Here is a 17,820-nt window from a genome sequence, read left to right as displayed (position 1 = left end):
TAATCTGCGGCGAAGCCAGCGCCGATGCTGAACCTCTCGCGGCGCTTTGTACGACAGGAGCACCCCACCATGCGCCGGGTTTCCCGCATCGCGGTCGCAGGCGCAGCGACCGCCTCCCTCGCCCTCGCCCTGTCCGCCTGTGGCGGCACCTCGACCGAGGGCAGCTCGTCCTCCGACAGCGACAAGGGCCTCGCCATCGCGTACGACGTCGGCGGCAAGGGCGATCAGTCCTTCAACGACGCCGCGTACGCGGGCCTGGAGCAGTCGAAGAAGGAGTTCGGCTACGAGACGGCCGACATCGAGCCCACCGAGGGTGAGACGGACGCCGACAAGCAGCAGCGCCTGGAGTCGCTGGCCAAGCAGGGGTACAACCCGGTCGTGGGTGTCGGCTACGCGTACGCCGCCGCCGTCAAGGGCGCCGCGGAGAAGTACCCGGACACCACCTTCGGCATCGTCGACGACTCCACGGTCCAGGCGAAGAACGTCGCCGACCTGGTCTTCTCCGAGGAGGAGGCCTCCTACCTGGCCGGTGTCGCCGCCGCCAAGAGCACCAAGACCAACGTCGTCGGCTTCGTCGGCGGTGTGGACATCCCGCTGATCCACAAGTTCCAGGCGGGCTTCGAGCAGGGCGTCAAGGACACCAACCCCAAGGCCAAGGTGCTCTCCCAGTACCTCACCCAGACGGCCGAGGAGGGTGGCTTCTCCAGCCCGGACAAGGGCAAGACGGCCGCCGAGGGCCAGATAGAGAAGAAGGCCGACGTCGTCTACGCGGCCGCCGGTCTGTCGGGCCAGGGCGTGATCGAGGCCGCCGCCGCCAACAAGGTGTGGGCGATCGGTGTCGACTCCGACCAGTACAAGCAGGAAGCCCTCGCCAAGTACAAGGACTACATCCTCACCTCGGCGATGAAGGACGTCGCCAAGGCGGTCTACAACCTGGCGAAGTCGGTCGAGGACGGCAAGCCGCAGACCGGTATCGTTCGTGGCGATCTGAAGTCCGGCGAGGTGAGTCTGTCGAACTCCAACCCGAAGTTCGCGGGCGACGCCGACGTCCAGAAAGCCGTCGAAACCGCCAAGGAGAAGATCATCAGCGGCGACATCAAGGTCAAGAGCAGCTGATCATCAGCAACACCCTGAGCAGCGTGTAACCGCGGGGTTACGTCCGCTCAACGGGGTACGGGGGGCCGGCTCCCCGTACCCCGTTGTCGCGGTGCGTCGCCCTCTTTCGATGCCGTAGGGGCGCTACGCGCGTAGACGACCCCCGTCCCCAGGAGAGTGCGCCATCAACGCGTCCAGCAGCCCTCCGGCCGGAGCGGCGGTCAACGGTCAGGCGACCGCCGTCGAACTCGCCGGGATCACCAAGCGATTCCCCGGAGTCGTGGCCAACCACGACATCCACCTCACCGTCCGCAAGGGCACCGTCCACGCCCTCGTCGGCGAGAACGGCGCCGGCAAGTCGACGCTGATGAAGATCCTCTACGGCATGCAGAAGCCGGACGAGGGCACCATCGCGATCGACGGCGAGCAGGTCTCCTTCTCGTCCCCGGCCGACGCCATCGCCCGCGGCATCGGCATGGTCCACCAGCACTTCATGCTGGCCGACAACCTGACCGTGCTCGAGAACGTGGTGCTGGGCAGCGAGAAGCTGTACGGCATCGGCGGCAAGGCCCGCCGCAAGATCAAGGAGATCTCCGAGCGCTACGGCCTCGACGTACGCCCCGACCTGCTGGTCGAGGAACTCGGCGTCGCCGCCCGCCAGCGCGTGGAGATCCTCAAGGTCCTCTACCGCGGCGCCCGCACCCTGATCCTGGACGAGCCGACCGCCGTGCTCGTGCCGCAGGAGGTCGACGCGCTCTTCGCCAACCTGCGCGAGCTGAAGGCCGAGGGCCTGTCCGTCATCTTCATCTCCCACAAGCTGGGCGAGGTCCTCTCGGTCGCCGACGACATCACCGTCATCCGCCGCGGCACCACCGTCGGCACGGCCGTCCCCGCCGAGACCACCCCGCGCCAGCTCGCCGAGATGATGGTCGGCAGCGAACTGCCCACCCCGGAGACCGCCGAGTCCACGGTCACCGACCGCCCGGTGCTCACCGTCGACAAGCTGCGCCTCGCGGCCCCCGGCGGCAAGGCCGTCCTGGACGACATCAGCTTCACCATCCACGCGGGCGAGGTCCTGGGCATCGCCGGCGTCGAGGGCAACGGCCAGACCGAGCTGGTCGACGCGCTGATCGGCCTGCGGCACGCCGACTCCGGCACCATCGCGCTGGAGGGCGAGGAGATCACCGCCTGGGCCACCCGCAAGCGCCGCGAGCAGGGCATCGGCTACATCCCCGAGGACCGCCACCGCCACGGCCTGCTCCTGGAGGCCCCCCTCTGGGAGAACCGCATCCTCGGCCATGTCACGGAGCAGCCCAACGCCAAGGGCGTCTGGCTGGACCCGAAGGCGGCCCAGGACGACACCCGCCGGATCGTGACGGAGTACGACGTCCGCACCCCCGGCATCGACGTCACCGCGGCCTCCCTCTCCGGCGGCAACCAGCAGAAGCTGATCGTCGGCCGCGAGATGAGCCACCACCCCAAGTTCCTGATCGCCGCCCACCCCACCCGCGGTGTGGACGTCGGCGCGCAGGCCGCGATCTGGGACCACATCCGCGAGGCCCGCCGCGAGGGCCTGGCCGTGCTGCTGATCTCCGCCGACCTCGACGAGCTGATCGGCCTGTCCGACACCCTGCGGGTGATCTACAACGGCAAGCTGGTCGCGGACGCCGACCCGGCCGCGATCACCCCGGAGGAGCTGGGCTCGGCCATGACGGGTGCCGCCACCGGCCACCTGGAACACGAAGAGACCCCCGAGACCGGCAAGGCTCCCGAGTCTCCGGAAGACGAGGCCCGCTGATGAAGAAGTTCGACAAGGAGCGCGTGCTCCTCGCGGTGGCCGGACCGGTCATCGCGCTCGCCGTGGCCTTCGCGCTGAGCGCCATCGTGCTGATCGCCTCCGGCAAGAACCCGGTCGAGCCGTTCGCCGTGATGTTCGAGCAGCTCGGCTTCTCGGACATCCAGGTCCGGATCATCAACCAGGCCACGCTGTACTACATCGCGGCCCTCGCGGTGGCCATCGGCTTCCGGATGAACCTGTTCAACATCGGCGTCGACGGCCAGTACCAGCTCGCCGCCATGATGGCCGCCATCGTCGGCGCGCACGCCAACCTGCCGGCCGCCCTCCAGGTGCCGCTGCTGCTGCTCACCGCGATCCTCGTCGGCGCCTTCTGGTCCGGCATCGCCGGTGTCCTGAAGGTCACCCGGGGCGTCAGCGAGGTCGTCGCGACGATCATGCTCAACGCGATCGCCACCTCCGTCATCGCCTACCTGTGGCTGCCGGACGTCTTCGGCGTCAAGGTCGGCAACAACAACACCACCGGGGAGATGCACTCCTCCGGCTGGATCCCCGGCATCGACCTCGGCAAGTCCGGCGAGATCTACGGCCTGGTCGTCCTCGCCGTCCTCCTCGGCATCGGCTACTGGGTCGTCCTCAACCGCACCCGCTTCGGCTTCGACCTGCGTGCCTCCGGCGCCTCCGAGACCGCCGCCGCGGCCAGCGGCGTCGACCCCAAGCGCATGGTCCTCACCGCGATGCTGATCTCCGGCGGCATCGCCGGCCTCGCCGGTCTGCCCATCCTCATGGGCGACACCCACACGTACAGCCTGAACTTCCCCACCGGCATCGGCTTCCTCGGTATCGGCATCGCGCTTCTCGGCCGCAACAGCCCCGTCGGTATCGCCTTCGCCGCCCTGCTGTGGGCCTGGCTCGACAAGGCCTCGCCCGAGCTGGACTTCCACGGCTACGACAAGGAGATCGCGGTCATCATGCAGGGCCTGATCGTCCTCTCGGTCGTCGTCTCCTACGAGGCCGTCCGCGAGTGGGGCCTGCGCCGCCAGCAGCGCCGGGTCGGCGCGGAACTGGCCGCCGGTCACGTCCTCGGCGCCGACAACAACACGAAGGAGGCGGCAGGCCGATGACCACCGCGACCGACGTCAACCAGCCCACCCTCCAGCCCGCGGCGCCGACCGGCCGCCGGATGTCGTGGCCCGTACTGCTGCTGGTCATCGCCGGAGCCCTGGCGCTGACCTCACTCGTCCGGATCATCACCGGCGCCGACGGCATCACCAACGTCAGCCAGATGTCCACCGCGCTCCAGCTCGCCGTGCCGATCGGCCTCGCCGGTCTCGGCGGCCTGTGGGCCGAGCGCGCGGGCGTGGTGAACATCGGCCTCGAAGGCATGATGATCCTCGGCACCTGGTTCGGCGCCTGGGCCGGTTTCCAGTGGGGCCCGTGGACCGGTGTCCTGGTGGGCATCATCGGCGGCTGCCTCGGCGGCCTGCTGCACGCCTTCGTCACCGTCACCTTCAACGTGAACCACATCGTCTCCGGTGTGGCGATCAACATCCTCGCCCTCGGCGCCACCCGTTACCTGGCACCCCTCGCCTTCGTGGGCCACCAGGGCGGCTCCGCCAAGCAGTCCCCGGCGGTGGACCCGCTCGGCCACTTCACCGTGCCGGGCCTCTCCGACGGCCTGCGGGAGCTGAACGACAAGGGCTGGTTCCTGATCTCCGACCTCGCCGGCCTGCTCGGCGGCCTGGTCACCAACGTGTCCTGGCTGACCCTGATCGCCGTCGCCCTGGTCCCCGCCACCTGGTGGATCCTGTGGCGCACCGCGTTCGGCCTGCGACTGCGCTCCTGCGGCGAGAACCCGGTCGCGGCCGAATCCCTCGGCGTGAACGTCTACAAGTACAAGTACCTCGCCGTGATCATCTCCGGCGGCCTGGCCGGCCTCGGCGGCGCCTTCCTGTCCATCGTGGCCAACCCCTTCTACCTGGAGGGCCAGGTCTCCGGCCGCGGCTTCATCGGCCTCGCGGCGATGATCTTCGGCAACTGGATGCCGGGCGGCCTCGCCCTCGGCGCCGGACTGTTCGGTTACACCGACAGCCTCAACCTGCGCGGCGGCTCCGAGAACGTCCACGCGCTGCTGCTGCTCGGCGCGATCCTGCTGGTCGTCGGCGCGATCTGGCTGGCGATCCGCAAGAAGTACGTGCACGCCGTGATCACCCTGGTGGTCGGCGCCCTCGTCTTCGCCTGGTACGCCGGCACCAACGAGGTCCCGAACCAGGTCGTCTCCGCCACGCCGTACGTCATCACGCTGGTCGTCCTCGCCCTGTCGGCGCAGCGCCTGCGGATGCCGAAGGCGGACGGACTGCCGTACCGGAAGGGACAGGGCAAGTGACCGTCGACTGGGAGGCCCTGCGGGCACTGGCACGGGAGGCCATGACCCACGCCTACGCCCCCTACTCGGGCTACCCGGTCGGCGTCGCCGCCCTCGTCGACGACGGCCGCACGGTCTCCGGCTGCAACGTGGAGAACGCCTCCTACGGCCTCGGCCTGTGCGCCGAGTGCGGGCTGGTCTCCGAGCTGCAGCGCACCGGCGGCGGCCGGCTGACCCACTTCACCTGCGTGGACGGCAACGGCGACATCCTCGTCCCGTGCGGCCGGTGCCGGCAGCTGCTGTACGAGTTCGGCGGGCCGGACCTCCTGCTGGAGACCCCGGCCGGAATCCTCCGCCTCTCGGAGATGCTGCCCCAGGCCTTCGGCCCGGACCATCTCACCAAGTAACTCCCCGCCGCGGCCCCTCTGACCCGACACCCGAGCAGAGGGGCCGCGCACTTCCCGGACACTTCCCGGACCATCGGAAGGAAAGCCAGGCATGGACGTCATCTCCGTCATCCGCACCAAGCGGGACCGCGGTGAACTCAGCGACGAGCAGATCGACTGGGTCATCGACGCGTACACCCGCGGGGAGGTCGCCGACGAGCAGATGTCCGCGCTCGCCATGGCGATCCTGCTCAACGGCATGAACCGCCGCGAGATCGCCCGCTGGACCGCCGCGATGATCGCGTCCGGCGAGCGCATGGACTTCTCGTCCCTGTCCCGCCCGACCGCGGACAAGCACTCGACGGGCGGCGTCGGCGACAAGATCACCCTGCCGCTGGCCCCCCTGGTCGCGGCGTGCGGCGCGGCCGTCCCCCAGCTGTCGGGCCGCGGCCTCGGTCACACCGGCGGCACCCTGGACAAGCTGGAGTCGATCCCCGGCTGGCGGGCCCTGCTCTCCAACGAGGAGATGCTGCGCGTCCTGGACACCACGGGCGCGGTGATCTGCGCGGCGGGCGACGGCCTGGCCCCCGCGGACAAGAAGCTGTACGCCCTGCGCGACGTCACCGGCACGGTCGAGGCGATCCCCCTGATCGCCTCCTCCATCATGTCGAAGAAGATCGCCGAGGGCACGGGTTCCCTGGTCCTGGACGTGAAGGTCGGCACGGGCGCCTTCATGAAGACCATCGAGGACGCGCGGGAGCTGGCCTCGACCATGGTGGGCCTGGGCACGGACAGCGGCGTGAAGACGGTCGCCCTGCTGACCGACATGTCCACCCCCCTCGGCCTCACCGCGGGCAACGCCCTGGAGGTCCGCGAGTCGGTCGAGGTCCTGGCCGGCGGCGGCCCCGCGGACGTCGTGGAACTGACCGTCGCCCTGGCCCGCGAAATGCTCGACGCGGCGGGAGTGAAGGACGCCGACCCGGCGAAGGCCCTGGCCGACGGCTCGGCGATGGACGTCTGGCGCCGCATGATCGCGGCCCAGGGCGGCGACCCGGACGCCCCCCTGCCCACCTCCCGTGAGCAGCACGTGGTGAAGGCGTCCGCCTCCGGCGTCCTGACCCGCCTCGACGCCTACGACATCGGCATCGCCGCCTGGCGCCTCGGCGCGGGCCGCGCCCGCAAGGAGGACCCGGTCCAGGCGGCGGCGGGCGTGGAGATGCACGCCAAGCCCGGCGACACGGTCACCGAGGGCCAGCCCCTCCTGACCCTCCACACGGACACCCCGGAGCGCTTCGAGTACGCGCTGGAAGCGGTCCAGGGCTCCTACGACATCGCCGCCCCCGGCACGGACTTCACCCCGTCCCCCGTGGTGCTGGAGCGTATCGCCTGACCTGCGGTTTCCTCATTCGGGTGAACGGGATCGGTGGACCACCACCGGTCCCGTTCGGCATGCTGGGATCGGTGACGCACCGATTGGAGACCGCCATGAGCGCACTCACCGTCAGCCACGACCCCGGGCAGGGCTGGGACGACCTCGTCCGGTTCTGGGCGGAGGAGGAATGGCCTGAGGGCAGCAAGGTGGAGATCATTGAGGGAATCGTCACCGTGACACCTGCTCCCGCGTCCCGCCACAACCTGATCGCGGCTCGCATTCAGCGTCGCCTCTACTCCGTGCTTCCCGAGCACTTGGAGACGTCCCAGACCCAGGCTGTCGCCGTGCCGTCGCGGATGGGCATCTTCATTCCGGATCTGTTGGTGGCACCGGTGCGGGCATTCGAGGAAGCGGAATCCTGCATGTCAGCCGCCCTCGTCGAGCTCGTCGTCGAAGTCACCTCCCAGTCCAACGCCCGCCACGACCGCGTCAGCAAGCCCGCCGCCTACGCGATGGCCGGTATCCCGCTGTACCTCCTCGTCGACCGCTGGGCCCCTGGCGGCCCCACCGTGACGCTCTACGGCGAGCCGAAGGGCGAGGTCTACCGTGTCCTGAGCGCGGTCAAGTTCGGCGACCCGATCAAGCTGCCGGAACCGTTCGGCCTGACCCTCGACACCGGCGAGTTCCCCACCGACTGACCCGGACTCACCCCAGCACCGCCGCCACCACCACCAGCCCCGGCACCGACACCACCGTCGACAGCAGGATCGCCTCCCGCGCCAGCACCTCGCCCACCCGGTAGGTGCTCGCGTACGTGTACAGGTTCTGCGCGGCGGGCAGGGCCGACGTCACCACCACGTCCAGCAGTGCGGCGCCCCGCAGGCCGAAGACCCCCGCTGCCAGCGCCCAGGCGATCAGCGGCTGGGCGACGGTCTTGAGCCCCACCGCCAGCAGCACCGGCGCCCGCTCCCCGCCCCGCAGCGGCAGCGTGCTGCCCCGCAGGGAGATGCCGAAGGCGAGCAGCACCGCCGGGACCGACATGTTGCCGATCAGGGTCAGCGGGTCCATGACCGGCCCGGGCACGCGCACCCCCGCCGCCGACACCGCCACGCCCGCCAGCGAGCCCACCGCGATGGGGTTCCGCAACGGTGTGAGCAGCCGCTGCCACAGCGGGCGTTTCGACCCGCCCGTCGTCAGGTCCAGGATCGTCACCGCGATCGGCGTCACCCCGACCAGCTGGAACAGCAGCACCGGCGCCACGAGTGAGGCATCGCCGAGGACGTACACCGCGATCGGGATGCCGAGGTTGCCGGAGTTGACGTAACCGGCGCACAGCGCGCCGATCGTCGTACGGCCCACCCCCCAGCGGCGGACGACACCGACTGCGACGAACGCCCCCGCCACCGCCGCCGTGCCGAGCGCGGTGACCAGCAGCCGTGTCGAGAAGACCACCGACAGGTCGGCGCCCGCGAGCGTGGTGAACAGCAGCGCCGGGGACGCCACGTGGAAGGCGAGCTTGGTCAGGACCTCGCGGCCCTGTCCGCCGAGGTAGCCGCGCCGGCCGATCGCATAGCCGACGCCGATCACCACCGCGATCACCGCGAAGCCGCTCAGCACCCCCTGCACGGCGCCCCCTCGGCGAGGCGGGCCAGGAGCGGCACACGGGCGAGGAGGGCGGACGGCGATGATCGTTGGGGCATGCAAGGAACCCTGGTGGCGGGGCCGCCCCCGGTCAATGTGATGCCCATGACGCCGGGCCCGCGATGAATTCCGCCCGCCCGCCCGGTCTACCGCACGTGGACGCCATGACACCCGCGGAACTCGTGCTGGCCGGCCCCGTCACCCGGGACGAGGTGAGGGGCCTGTGCGAGGACGTGCGCGTCCTGCTGGAGAGGGGTGGGGCGGCGGTGGTGGTGTGCGACGTGGGCGGGCTCGGGCCGCCGGGGCTCGGTGTGGTCGATCTGCTCGCCCGGCTCCAGCTGGCCGCCCGGCGCGCCGGGGGCCGGATCCGGCTGCGGGACCCGGGTCCGGCGCTGCACGCCCTACTCGACCTGGTCGGCCTCCGCTTCGAGGTGGAGGGGCAGCCCGAACAGCGGGAACCAGCGCTTGGTGTCCAGGAAGAAGTGGAACCCGGTGATTCGGCCGTCTGAGATCTCCAGGACCTGCACCGCCCACGGCGTGTAGCCGCCCGTCTCCGGGTCCGGCTTGTAGTGCGCGAAGCCGGGCAGGCCGTTGACCTCGACGGGCCGCAGCCGCGAGTTCGCGCACGCGGAGCCGACCGTGGTCATGAAGCCGGTGATGTCGCCGGGGCCGCGCAGCCAGAGGTCGAACGGCGGCATCGTCATGACGGCGTCCTCGTGCAGCAACGCCGTCAGCGCTGTCATGTCATAGCCCTCGAAGGCCGCGACATAGCGCTCCAGGAGCTTCTGCTGCTTCTCGTCCAGCGGGTCCGACACCGCCGCGTCGGCGCCCGAGTCGCCCCGCTCGGCGAGGGTCGCGCGAGCCCGTTGGAGGGCGCTGTTGACGGAGGCGACCGAGGTGTCGAGCAGCTCGGCGACCTCACTCGCCTTCCAGGCCAGCACCTCGCGCAGGATCAGCACGGCCCGCTGCTTGGCGGGCAGCTGCTGGAGCGCCGCCATGAACGCGAGCCGCACCGACTCCTTGGCGACCGCGGCCTCCGCGGGGTCGGCGGTGGACGGCAGCACGCGCGAGTCCGGCATCGGCTCCAGCCAGGTGTGGTCCGGGCGGGGGGAGAGGGCGGCCTGGGCGAGCGGGGTCGCCTCGGTGAGGTCCATCGGCCGCGCCCGCTTGTTGCCGGCCGTCAGCATGTCCAGGCAGACGTTGGTCGCGATCCGGTAGAGCCAGGAGCGGAGGCTGGAGCGGCCTTCGAACTTCTCGTAGCTCCGCCAGGCGCGGACCAGGGTGTCCTGCACCGCGTCCTCGGCCTCGAAGGAGGAGCCGAGCATGCGGTAGCAGTAGCCGGTCAGTTCGACCCGGTGTTTCTCCAGTTCGACGTCGAGATCCGTCGTTGCCGTGCTGTTGCTCATCGTCCACCCACCCCTGTGGCCGTTCCGGTGCCGCGCCAGTGCGCTCCAGCACTTCGGAAGCTACCGCAGCCCACTGACAATGGCCCCCGGAGTGGGGAAAACCGCAGGTGGGGAAGGTGGACGAGACAAGCCCACCACCCCGAAGGGCCCGGCGTTCCTGTACGGCGGTGGTGTCTTCGGCGGGTCGCTGACGCTCTGCCTGGTGGTGCTCACGTCGCTCGGCGTGCTCTGAACGCATCGGGGCCCCGGGCAGCATCCCGGGGCCCCGCGTGCTACCCGGCGGGTGCCAGCCGGAACAGCCGAGGCACCCCTGAACCGAAGTACACACCGTGCGGCTCGGCGGTGGTCTCAAGCCAGAACGCCTCGGGGTACTCCTCCAGTAAGTCTTCGAGGCCCCGCAACAGGTTGTCGTCCGTGTCGCCGTCCTTGGGGGGCCGCCAGAACCTCTTCTTGCCGTCCAGAAGGGTGACCTGCTGCCACCCGTCGCCGATCCATACCTCAAGGTGTAATCGCTGCATGGCTTACAAGCTGCCCGCCTTGAGGCTCGCTGGAAACCCCGTCAGAAGGGCACCCCGGCGCGCTTGGCCAAGCGCGTGAGGCGGGGGTTGCTGCGGCGATGCAGCGAGGTCAAGACGCGCATCAGCTCCTGGCTGGTCGGGTGCACGCGCGCCATCTCGGGTGCGACGCTCCACGCCTCCTCCAGAGAGGCCAGTGCGGAGTCCCGGTCACCCAGGGCGAGGTGCGACCGGCCCAGGTTCATGTGCAGGGGGCCGATGCGGGTGGCGGGCAGGTCCGTGCCACCTCGGATCAGGTCGTCGGCGGTGTTCAGCGCACGGCGGTGCTGGTCCATGTCGGAGTACGTCGAGATGACGTGGGTGGCGGTCTGGTCCGGGCCGAAGTGGATGCCGTGCTCATCGGCGTCCTCGCCGTAGTCCTCGGCCGTGCGCCAGGCCGCCCTGATGTGCTCCTCGGCGGTGGCCTTGTCCTTGAGCCGGCCAGCCAACGTGAGGCCGCGCAGATGCAGGATGCCCAGGCCGAACGCGCGATCGCGTCCTTCAAGGTTGGACTCGGCCTCGACGATGGCGCGGTCCACGATGGCCAGCCCGCCCACGAAGTCACCCGAATTGAGGAAGGCCCCGGCCTCGTCGCGGGCGGCCACCGTGGCGGCGATCGGGTGAGCACGCTCGGCGGCCAACCGCTGCTTCATCACGGCCAGCTCGGCAAGATGCATCCAGCGGTGCCGGGCGGCCAGCCAGTAGACCACCGAGTACACGTCTGCGAGGCGGGTCCAGGCGTCCGGCGACTCGGTGGCGTGGGCGTAGTTGGTCGCGTCGGCCAGCACGCCCGGGAGTTTCTGCAACACCGCCGACAACTCGGTCCGGTAGCGGTGCTCGTTCAGCTCGGCGAGCTGGCGAGGCAGGTCTTCCGGGTGGGCCGGTGGGGCGTCGGGGATGTCGAACCGCCGGATGGCGTAGTTGAGGGCGGTCAAGCTGTTCTCGTCGGCGCGGTCGACCGGGGTCGTGCCCAGCAGCTCATCAAGCGCCAGCCCCATGGCCTGAGCGAGAGCGGCGGCGATGCCCTGGGTCAGCGCGCGGTCGCCCACCTCGATCTTGCTCAGCAGCGAGACCGACACGCCCGCCCGCCGGGCAAGGGCGACCTGGCTGAAGCCGCGCGCCTTGCGGCAGACGGCCACGTTCGCACCGGGTCCGGGAATCTTGGTCACGCTCATATCTGTGCGTCTTCCCCGCTCGACTTCCGTTACGTCCCATGGTCGCACCCTGGCCACTTCTGCGCCCTGGCGTTGTGCAAGAGCTGTGCAAGTTCGCCTTGCACGCCAGCAGTTGTCTTGTGTGAGTCACGTATGCCCAGGTGGGAAGAGGGTTCATGGCACTGACACACGAGAAGCCGCCGACGATGCTGAGTCACGGCAAGCTGCCCTACCCGAAAGGCACGCTCGTCGTCTACGACGAGACCGGGCGCAAGGGGGAGTTGCAAGGCGTGATCGAGGAGCGCACCAAGGAGGGCAACAAGCTGATCAGCCGGACGGCCTACATGCGCCCGAGAGGGGGTGGCATCGAGTGGGAGGCCCCTTTGAACCGCATCCGCCCCGCCGACGACGACGATTGAGCCACCCCACTAAGCGCGCGGCTCTGGTCAGCGAAGGAGACGTGATCGGCTACGAGGGCGAGTGGCGCACGGTCAGGGCCACCTCCACCGCCCGGGGACCGATGGGCGGGTTGGCCGTCGTCGTCACCTGGAAGGAGGGCGGCACGGCGCGCTTCCCAGCGGGTGACGAACTGCTGATCCGTCAGCCGGTGCCACCGACAACGGACGCGACCTGAACCACACTGTGAGCCCCATCCCAACTCAGCCGGGATGGGGCTCAGTTGGGCGCCTTGACGTTGCGCGCCGTGGTATTCTCTCCCCGATGGGTAGTAGTCGCACCAGGTGCGGCGAAGCACACTCATCGCAGGAGTGCTGACTGGAGACCGTTACGGCAATCGTGACGGTAACCGCATGACGTGAGTCGGCCACCTAAAGGGTTTGTGACCCAGAAGACTTTGGATGTTCGTACTGGCAGGCAACCGTCTGTCAGCACCGAGAACATTTGCGCACACGTCAGCGCAGGTGTCTCGGTCCGAACCGGGGGGTTCGGATCGAGGCTGCCTGCGCGCAGACCCACCGATCCGACCCATGACAGGGAAGGTAAGGGTTGGTGGACGGCACCGCCATCATCATCATTCTCGCCATCGCTGGCGTGGTTTCCGTGCTGCTTTTCGCGGTCAAGGGCATCCTTGACCAGCTCCCCGACGTCTTCGACTCGTTCCGCCGTGCGCGCGACGCGTGGAAGCAGCTCAAGGAGGAGCAGGACCAGGTGGCCAAGCCGAAGGAGACCGAGGAGCAGCCGCCCGTGGCGGACGACGAGGAGCCGCCGATGGCCGCGTAGGGCCGTCGTGGGGTCTCCGTCGCTCTCCCTGGACGCAGCAGACCGCCCCGGGGCATCCGGGCCCGGGGCGGTCTGCTGGGCGGCGGGAGGGTCGTCCGTGGGCTCAGGCGGCGATGGCCAGCCGGAACCGGATCGGAGCCAGAGCGGCACCCCCGGAAATAGGTGCGCGGGCGGCGACCGTCAGGCGGTCCGGGCGGCCGTCCCGGCCCGTGCCGCCGCCAGCGACCCGAGCACGGTGATGCCGACGACTCCGGCCACCGCCAGCAGCCCGACCCCGACCGTCCCGGCCCAGCCGCCCGCGTGGAAGGCCACCGCACCCGCCGTACTGCCCACGCTGGAGCCGACGTAGTACGCCGACTGGTACAGCGCCGCGGCCTGCGCCCGCCCGTGCGACGCCGTCTTGCTGACCGCCGAGGAGGCCACCGCGTGCCCGGCGAAGAAACCCGCCGTGATCAGCACCAGGCCCAGCAGTACCAGCGGCAGCGAGTCCGCCAGCGACAGCAGCAGCCCCGCCGCGGTGGTGCCGCCGCCCAGGTAGAGCGCGCCCCGCCGCCCGAGCCGGCCGACCAGCCGACCCGCCGCCGACGCGGACACCGTGCCCACCAGGTACACCAGGAAGATCGAGCCGACGACACCCTGCGGCAGCGAGAACGGCGCCTCCGTCAGGCGGTAGCCGATCACCGTGTAGACCCCGCCGAACACCGTCATGAACAGCGCGCCGATCGCGTACAGCCGGCGCAGCAGCGGGTTGGCGAGGTGGTGGCGGACCGTGCGGGCCAGCACCCGCGGGCGCAGCGAGCCGCGCGTGAAGTGCGTGGGAGCCGGCAGCAGCAGCCGGAAGGCCACCGCGCAGCCCACCGCGACCAGGCCCAGGGCGCCGAGCGCGACCCGCCAGCCCCACTCCTGCGCCACCCAGCCGGTGATGACCCGGCCGCTCATCCCGCCGACGCTGTTGCCCGCCACGAACAGCCCGATCGCGGTGATCAGCGCCGTGGGCCGGACCTCCTCCGCGAGATACGCCGTCGCCGACGCGGGCACTCCCGCGAGCGCCGCGCCCTGCACCGCCCGCAGGACGACCAGCGCGGTCAGCGAGGAGGCGAAGGGCACCAGCAGCGCGACGGTCACCGCCACCGCCAGGGACGCCGTCATGACCGTACGGCGTCCGTACCGCTCGGACAGGGCGCTCATCGGGATGACGAACAGGGCCAGCCCGCCGGTGGAGGCCGCCACGGTCCAGCTCGCCTCGCTCGCCGTCACCCCGAAGTCACCGGAGATCAGCGGCAGCAGGGCCTGCGTGGAGTAGAGGAGCGCGAAGGTCGAGACGCCCGCGAGGAAGAGGGCGAGGCTCATCCGGCGGTAGCCGGGGCCGCCCGGGGCCATGCGTGAGTCGGGAACGGTCGGAACGGCGCCCACGATGGTGGACGCCCCGGTACTGGCGGGAGACATGCTTCGAACGTACGGACCCCTCAGCTCATCCGTCCAATGCATGGATTCGCCATAATCGTTCCCATGGTGCATCAGCAGAGGTCACAGGCTCACCTGTCACAGTCCGGTGACACAGAAGACATGGCGATGACGCTCGCTCCCCGCCTGGCGTACTTCGCGGGCGTCGCCCGCACCGAGCACGTCACCCGCGCCGCCCAGGAGATGAACGTCCCGCAGTCGACGCTCTCCCGCGCCATGGTCCGTCTGGAGCAGGACCTGGGCGTCGAGCTGTTCGCCCGCCGCGGCCGGACCGTCGCCCTCACCCCCGCCGGCCGCACCTTCCTCACCTCCGTCGAGCGCGCCCTCGCGGAGATCGAACGGGCCGCCGAGGAGGTCCGCGCCGACGCCGACCCGACCACCGGCAAGGTCGCCTTCGGCTTCCTGCACACCATGGGTACGGAGACCGTCCCCGGCCTGATCCGCGCCTTCCGCGCCGAGCACCCCCGCGTCCGCTTCAGCCTCGTCCAGAACTACGGCGAGGCCATGCTCGAACGCATGCGGGCCGGCGAACTCGACCTCTGCCTGACCTCGCCCGTCCCCGACGCCCCCGACCTGGTCGCCCGCCGGCTCGACGAACAGAAACTCCGCCTGGTCGTCCCCGCCGACCACCGCCTGGCCGCCCGCAAGCGCGTCCGTCTCGCGGAGGCCGCCGACGAATCCTTCGTCACCCTGGAACCGGGCTACGGCCTGCGCCGCATCACCGACGCGCTGTGCGCGGAGGCGGGCTTCCGCCCGAAGGTGGCCTTCGAGGGCGAGGAGGCGGAGACCCTGCGCGGCCTGGTCGCCGCCGGCCTGGGCGTCGCCCTGCTGCCACCCCCCGCCGTCCCCCGCCCCGGCGTCGCCGAACTGACGGTCACGGCGCCCAGGGCCGCACGGGAGATCGGCGTCGCCTGGATGGCGGGCACGGTCGACACACCCCCCGTGGCGGCCTTCAAGAAATTCCTGCTGTCGAGGAAGGGCACCCTCTTGACCTGAGGACGACCGTCCCCACCGAAGGGGCGCGGGGAACTGCGCGAACACCTCCCCGCAACCGCACCCGGCGACGTGCGGACACCCCGACGGCGCTACCGCCGCAACGACTTCCCGAACCCGGAGGCGAGCGGCATCCGCAACCCCAGCGGAGGCGGAGCCGCCAGCGCGTCCTCGACCGGCCGCGACAACGGCCGCCCGAACATCACGCCGATCACGAAGTCCTCCACCAGCGCCTGCACTTCGTCCCGGTGCTGCCGCAACCGATGCCGGTCGGAGTGCACCTCGAACCGGCACACCTCCCGGTTCACCTTCTTCACCCGCGCCGCCAGCCGGAACGACAGCTCGGGATCGGTCCGCTCGTCATTGGTGCCGTGCACGATCAGCACCCGCCGTCCCGCCAGCTGTTTCACCGGTTCGGGTGGCGCCGCGACATCCTCCTCCGGCAGCCACGGGGCGAGCGCCACCACGGAGTTGACGGCCTCGTGGCCGCCCGCGCGGAGCGCCGCCCGCCCGCCCATGTCCAGCCCGGCCAGGCACACCGGTACATCCCCGTACCGCCGTACGACCTCGTCCGCGGCCCAGGCCGCGTCGTTCGCGAGCCGTGCCTCGCCGCCGTTCCAGCCGCGGTGGCGGTAGTGCACGACGTGGACGGCGAGACCGTCCGCGCCGCCCGCCCGCGTCAGCCGCCGCCCCAACGCCCGTACCGACGCGGCCGCGAGAAGGGGCGAGGGTCTTCGGTCGGAGGTCTCCGCGCCGCCGGGGAGCAGCAGTACCACACCGCTCACCGCCCTCGGCTCCGGACCGAACGCCCGCCCCAGCCGGGCCCTGCGAACCGTCGTCGCTTGCTGTGCCATGACAGAACAGTGTCAGAAGACACGGGGTACGCCATCCGTCCGTGCGGTCACCGTTCCGTATCGACGGCGATGTCCGAAACGCGCTCTACGCGCGTAGGAGTTAGAGTGCGGAAATGACGAGCCAGACTGACCGGACGGGGACCACCCCGAGCGCGGACCAGATCCGCCGAGCGCCCAAGGTTCTGCTCCACGACCACCTCGACGGCGGCCTGCGCCCGGGCACGATCGTCGAACTCGCCCGGGCCACGGGCTACGACCGCCTCCCCGAGCCCGACCCCGGCAAGCTGGGCCTCTGGTTCCGCGAGGCCGCCGACTCCGGCTCCCTCGAGCGGTATCTGGAGACCTTCTCGCACACCGTCGGCGTGATGCAGACCCGAGACGCCCTGTTCCGGGTCGCCGCCGAGTGCGTCGAGGACCTGGCCGAGGACGGAGTCGTCTACGCCGAGGTCCGCTACGCCCCCGAACAGCACCTCGACGGCGGACTCACCCTCGAAGAGGTCGTCGAGGCCGTCAACGCGGGCTTCCGGGAGGGCGAGCGCCGGGCCCGGGAGGCGGGGCACCGCATCCGGGTCGGCGCGCTGCTCACCGCCATGCGGCACGCCGCCCGCTCCCTGGAGATCGCCGAACTCGCCAACCGCTACCGCGACCTGGGCGTCGCCGGCTTCGACATCGCGGGCGCCGAGGCCGGGTACCCGCCCACCCGTCACCTGGACGCGTTCGAGTTCCTGAAGCGGGAGAACAATCACTTCACCATCCACGCCGGCGAGGCCTTCGGCCTGCCGTCGATCTGGCAGGCCCTCCAGTGGTGTGGCGCCGACCGGCTCGGGCACGGGGTGCGGATCGTCGACGACATCGAGGCCGCCGCCGACGGCACCGTCCGCCTCGGCCGGCTCGCCTCGTACGTCCGCGACAAGCGGATCCCGCTGGAGCTGTGCCCCAGCTCCAACCTCCAGACCGGCGCCGCCCGCTCCTACGCCGAGCACCCCATCGGCCTGCTGCGCCGCCTCCACTTCCGGGTCACCGTCAACACCGACAACCGGTTGATGTCGGGCACGAGCATGAGCCGGGAATTCGAGCACCTTGTCGAGGCATTCGGTTACACGCTCGACGACATGCAGTGGTTCTCCGTCAACGCGATGAAATCGGCGTTCATTCCCTTCGATGAACGACTCGCCATGATCAATGACGTCATCAAACCCGGATATGCCGAGCTGAAATCCGAATGGCTGTTTCAGCAGACCGCTTCCACCAGGGAGGTCACCGCTCCGGAGGGGTGATCAAGGGGTGATCGGTGACCGGAGTCGTGAGGGGTGTTCGCCATCCGTCCGCATGCCGATGTCCGCGGCGGACGGTCCAGCGTGTTTACGTTCTGAACGCTTCTCCCGCCCCCTCGCCATCCTCATTTCGACTTCCTTTCCGGGATGCAACAATTCACCATGAAGCAGTCTGCCGCCAAGGCCCTCGGCGGAGCCGCGCAGCCCGTCGCCGAGTCGGCGCTCGTC

At 70.4% G+C, this 17,820-nt stretch carries 19 protein-coding genes; 13 read left to right on the top strand and 6 right to left on the bottom strand.

The window, feature by feature from the left end; all coding sequences use genetic code 11:
- The first annotated feature begins 69 nt into the window (after positions 1 to 69).
- From VE614_RS21070 to VE614_RS21040, 7 genes are all read left to right on the top strand, one after another.
- Positions 70 to 1,116, top strand: coding sequence for a BMP family ABC transporter substrate-binding protein (locus VE614_RS21070; RefSeq protein ID WP_324939216.1), 1,047 nt, complete (start codon positions 70 to 72; stop codon positions 1,114 to 1,116).
- Between the two features lie 163 nt (positions 1,117 to 1,279).
- Positions 1,280 to 2,893, top strand: a complete 1,614-nt coding sequence (locus VE614_RS21065; protein WP_324939566.1) for an ABC transporter ATP-binding protein — start codon at positions 1,280 to 1,282, stop codon at positions 2,891 to 2,893.
- Positions 2,893 to 4,014 (top strand): ABC transporter permease, encoded by a 1,122-nt coding sequence (locus VE614_RS21060; RefSeq protein WP_324939213.1) that lies wholly within the window; start codon positions 2,893 to 2,895, stop codon positions 4,012 to 4,014. The genes VE614_RS21065 and VE614_RS21060 overlap by 1 nt, the downstream gene beginning before the upstream one ends.
- A complete protein-coding gene (locus tag VE614_RS21055; protein WP_324939210.1) occupies positions 4,011 to 5,276 on the top strand; it encodes an ABC transporter permease in 1,266 nt (421 codons plus the stop codon). The genes VE614_RS21060 and VE614_RS21055 overlap by 4 nt, the downstream gene beginning before the upstream one ends.
- Positions 5,273 to 5,662, top strand: coding sequence for a cytidine deaminase (locus tag VE614_RS21050; RefSeq protein ID WP_324939207.1), 390 nt, complete (start codon positions 5,273 to 5,275; stop codon positions 5,660 to 5,662). Before VE614_RS21055 ends, VE614_RS21050 begins: the two co-directional genes overlap by 4 nt.
- A gap of 91 nt (positions 5,663 to 5,753) precedes the next feature.
- Positions 5,754 to 7,031 (top strand): thymidine phosphorylase, encoded by a 1,278-nt coding sequence (locus VE614_RS21045; protein WP_324939204.1) that lies wholly within the window; start codon positions 5,754 to 5,756, stop codon positions 7,029 to 7,031.
- Between the two features lie 95 nt (positions 7,032 to 7,126).
- The gene (locus tag VE614_RS21040; RefSeq protein WP_324939201.1) at positions 7,127 to 7,711 is read left to right on the top strand and encodes a Uma2 family endonuclease; all 585 of its coding nucleotides are present in this window, start codon (positions 7,127 to 7,129) and stop codon (positions 7,709 to 7,711) included.
- 7 nt (positions 7,712 to 7,718) lie between these two features.
- On the opposite strand, the gene VE614_RS21035 is transcribed toward VE614_RS21040, so the two are convergent.
- Positions 7,719 to 8,639 (bottom strand): AEC family transporter, encoded by a 921-nt coding sequence (locus tag VE614_RS21035; RefSeq protein ID WP_086741169.1) that lies wholly within the window; start codon positions 8,637 to 8,639, stop codon positions 7,719 to 7,721.
- Positions 8,640 to 8,776: 137 nt separating this feature from the next.
- On the opposite strand from VE614_RS21035, the gene VE614_RS21030 reads away from it, so the two are divergent.
- Positions 8,777 to 9,163, top strand: coding sequence for an STAS domain-containing protein (locus tag VE614_RS21030; protein ID WP_324939196.1), 387 nt, complete (start codon positions 8,777 to 8,779; stop codon positions 9,161 to 9,163).
- On the opposite strand, the gene VE614_RS21025 is transcribed toward VE614_RS21030, so the two are convergent.
- The 3 genes from VE614_RS21025 to VE614_RS21015 form a co-directional block, all read right to left on the bottom strand.
- A complete protein-coding gene (locus VE614_RS21025; RefSeq protein ID WP_086168489.1) occupies positions 9,056 to 10,060 on the bottom strand; it encodes a sigma-70 family RNA polymerase sigma factor in 1,005 nt (334 codons plus the stop codon). The two genes, VE614_RS21030 and VE614_RS21025, sit on opposite strands and share 108 nt — an antisense overlap.
- A gap of 272 nt (positions 10,061 to 10,332) precedes the next feature.
- Entirely contained in the window at positions 10,333 to 10,578 is a 246-nt protein-coding gene (locus tag VE614_RS21020; protein WP_324939191.1) for a hypothetical protein, read from the bottom strand.
- A 41-nt stretch (positions 10,579 to 10,619) separates the two neighbouring features.
- On the bottom strand, positions 10,620 to 11,789 hold the full coding sequence (locus VE614_RS21015) for a helix-turn-helix domain-containing protein (RefSeq protein ID WP_324939188.1): 1,170 nt from the start codon (positions 11,787 to 11,789) through the stop codon (positions 10,620 to 10,622).
- Between the two features lie 155 nt (positions 11,790 to 11,944).
- Here VE614_RS21015 and VE614_RS21010 point away from each other — a divergent pair, with 155 nt between their 5' ends.
- From VE614_RS21010 to VE614_RS21000, 3 genes are all read left to right on the top strand, one after another.
- On the top strand, positions 11,945 to 12,187 hold the full coding sequence (locus VE614_RS21010) for a hypothetical protein (RefSeq protein ID WP_324939185.1): 243 nt from the start codon (positions 11,945 to 11,947) through the stop codon (positions 12,185 to 12,187).
- Positions 12,188 to 12,228: 41 nt separating this feature from the next.
- Positions 12,229 to 12,402, top strand: a complete 174-nt coding sequence (locus tag VE614_RS21005) for a hypothetical protein (RefSeq protein WP_324939182.1) — start codon at positions 12,229 to 12,231, stop codon at positions 12,400 to 12,402.
- 374 nt (positions 12,403 to 12,776) lie between these two features.
- Positions 12,777 to 13,007, top strand: a complete 231-nt coding sequence (locus VE614_RS21000) for a hypothetical protein (RefSeq protein WP_324939179.1) — start codon at positions 12,777 to 12,779, stop codon at positions 13,005 to 13,007.
- A 180-nt stretch (positions 13,008 to 13,187) separates the two neighbouring features.
- Here the strand turns inward: VE614_RS21000 and VE614_RS20995 are convergent, their stop codons facing one another.
- Positions 13,188 to 14,453, bottom strand: a complete 1,266-nt coding sequence (locus VE614_RS20995; RefSeq protein ID WP_324939176.1) for an MFS transporter — start codon at positions 14,451 to 14,453, stop codon at positions 13,188 to 13,190.
- Positions 14,454 to 14,516: 63 nt separating this feature from the next.
- Between VE614_RS20995 and VE614_RS20990 the strand changes: the two genes are divergently transcribed.
- A complete protein-coding gene (locus VE614_RS20990) occupies positions 14,517 to 15,467 on the top strand; it encodes a LysR family transcriptional regulator (protein ID WP_324939173.1) in 951 nt (316 codons plus the stop codon).
- A gap of 89 nt (positions 15,468 to 15,556) precedes the next feature.
- Here VE614_RS20990 and VE614_RS20985 read toward each other — a convergent pair whose 3' ends face one another.
- The gene (locus VE614_RS20985) at positions 15,557 to 16,318 is read right to left on the bottom strand and encodes an alpha/beta hydrolase (RefSeq protein ID WP_324939171.1); all 762 of its coding nucleotides are present in this window, start codon (positions 16,316 to 16,318) and stop codon (positions 15,557 to 15,559) included.
- Between the two features lie 113 nt (positions 16,319 to 16,431).
- Here VE614_RS20985 and VE614_RS20980 point away from each other — a divergent pair, with 113 nt between their 5' ends.
- A complete protein-coding gene (locus tag VE614_RS20980; RefSeq protein WP_324939168.1) occupies positions 16,432 to 17,595 on the top strand; it encodes an adenosine deaminase in 1,164 nt (387 codons plus the stop codon).
- Positions 17,596 to 17,820 lie beyond the last annotated feature (225 nt).

Origin of the sequence: Streptomyces sp. (assembly GCF_035645055.1) — a bacterium.
In the GTDB taxonomy this organism is placed as follows: Bacteria; Actinomycetota; Actinomycetes; order Streptomycetales; family Streptomycetaceae; genus Streptomyces.
Note: the sequence above shows the minus strand (reverse complement) of the source record. Positions and strands in the feature narration are given on the sequence as shown.

Bases quoted from the DNA above. Each gene is read 5' to 3' on its own strand.
- VE614_RS21070 (WP_324939216.1), top strand. From the start codon at position 70: ATGCGCCGGGTTTCCCGCATCGCGGTCGCAGGCGCAGCGACCGCCTCC.
- VE614_RS21060 (WP_324939213.1), top strand. From the start codon at position 2,893: ATGAAGAAGTTCGACAAGGAGCGCGTGCTCCTCGCGGTGGCCGGACCG.
- VE614_RS21055 (WP_324939210.1), top strand. From the start codon at position 4,011: ATGACCACCGCGACCGACGTCAACCAGCCCACCCTCCAGCCCGCGGCG.
- VE614_RS21045 (WP_324939204.1), top strand. From the start codon at position 5,754: ATGGACGTCATCTCCGTCATCCGCACCAAGCGGGACCGCGGTGAACTC.
- VE614_RS21040 (WP_324939201.1), top strand. From the start codon at position 7,127: ATGAGCGCACTCACCGTCAGCCACGACCCCGGGCAGGGCTGGGACGAC.
- VE614_RS21030 (WP_324939196.1), top strand. From the start codon at position 8,777: ATGAATTCCGCCCGCCCGCCCGGTCTACCGCACGTGGACGCCATGACA.
- VE614_RS21025 (WP_086168489.1), bottom strand. From the start codon at position 10,060: ATGAGCAACAGCACGGCAACGACGGATCTCGACGTCGAACTGGAGAAA.
- VE614_RS21020 (WP_324939191.1), bottom strand. From the start codon at position 10,578: ATGCAGCGATTACACCTTGAGGTATGGATCGGCGACGGGTGGCAGCAG.
- VE614_RS21015 (WP_324939188.1), bottom strand. From the start codon at position 11,789: ATGAGCGTGACCAAGATTCCCGGACCCGGTGCGAACGTGGCCGTCTGC.
- VE614_RS21010 (WP_324939185.1), top strand. From the start codon at position 11,945: ATGGCACTGACACACGAGAAGCCGCCGACGATGCTGAGTCACGGCAAG.
- VE614_RS20995 (WP_324939176.1), bottom strand. From the start codon at position 14,453: ATGTCTCCCGCCAGTACCGGGGCGTCCACCATCGTGGGCGCCGTTCCG.
- VE614_RS20990 (WP_324939173.1), top strand. From the start codon at position 14,517: ATGGTGCATCAGCAGAGGTCACAGGCTCACCTGTCACAGTCCGGTGAC.
- VE614_RS20985 (WP_324939171.1), bottom strand. From the start codon at position 16,318: ATGGCACAGCAAGCGACGACGGTTCGCAGGGCCCGGCTGGGGCGGGCG.
- VE614_RS20980 (WP_324939168.1), top strand. From the start codon at position 16,432: ATGACGAGCCAGACTGACCGGACGGGGACCACCCCGAGCGCGGACCAG.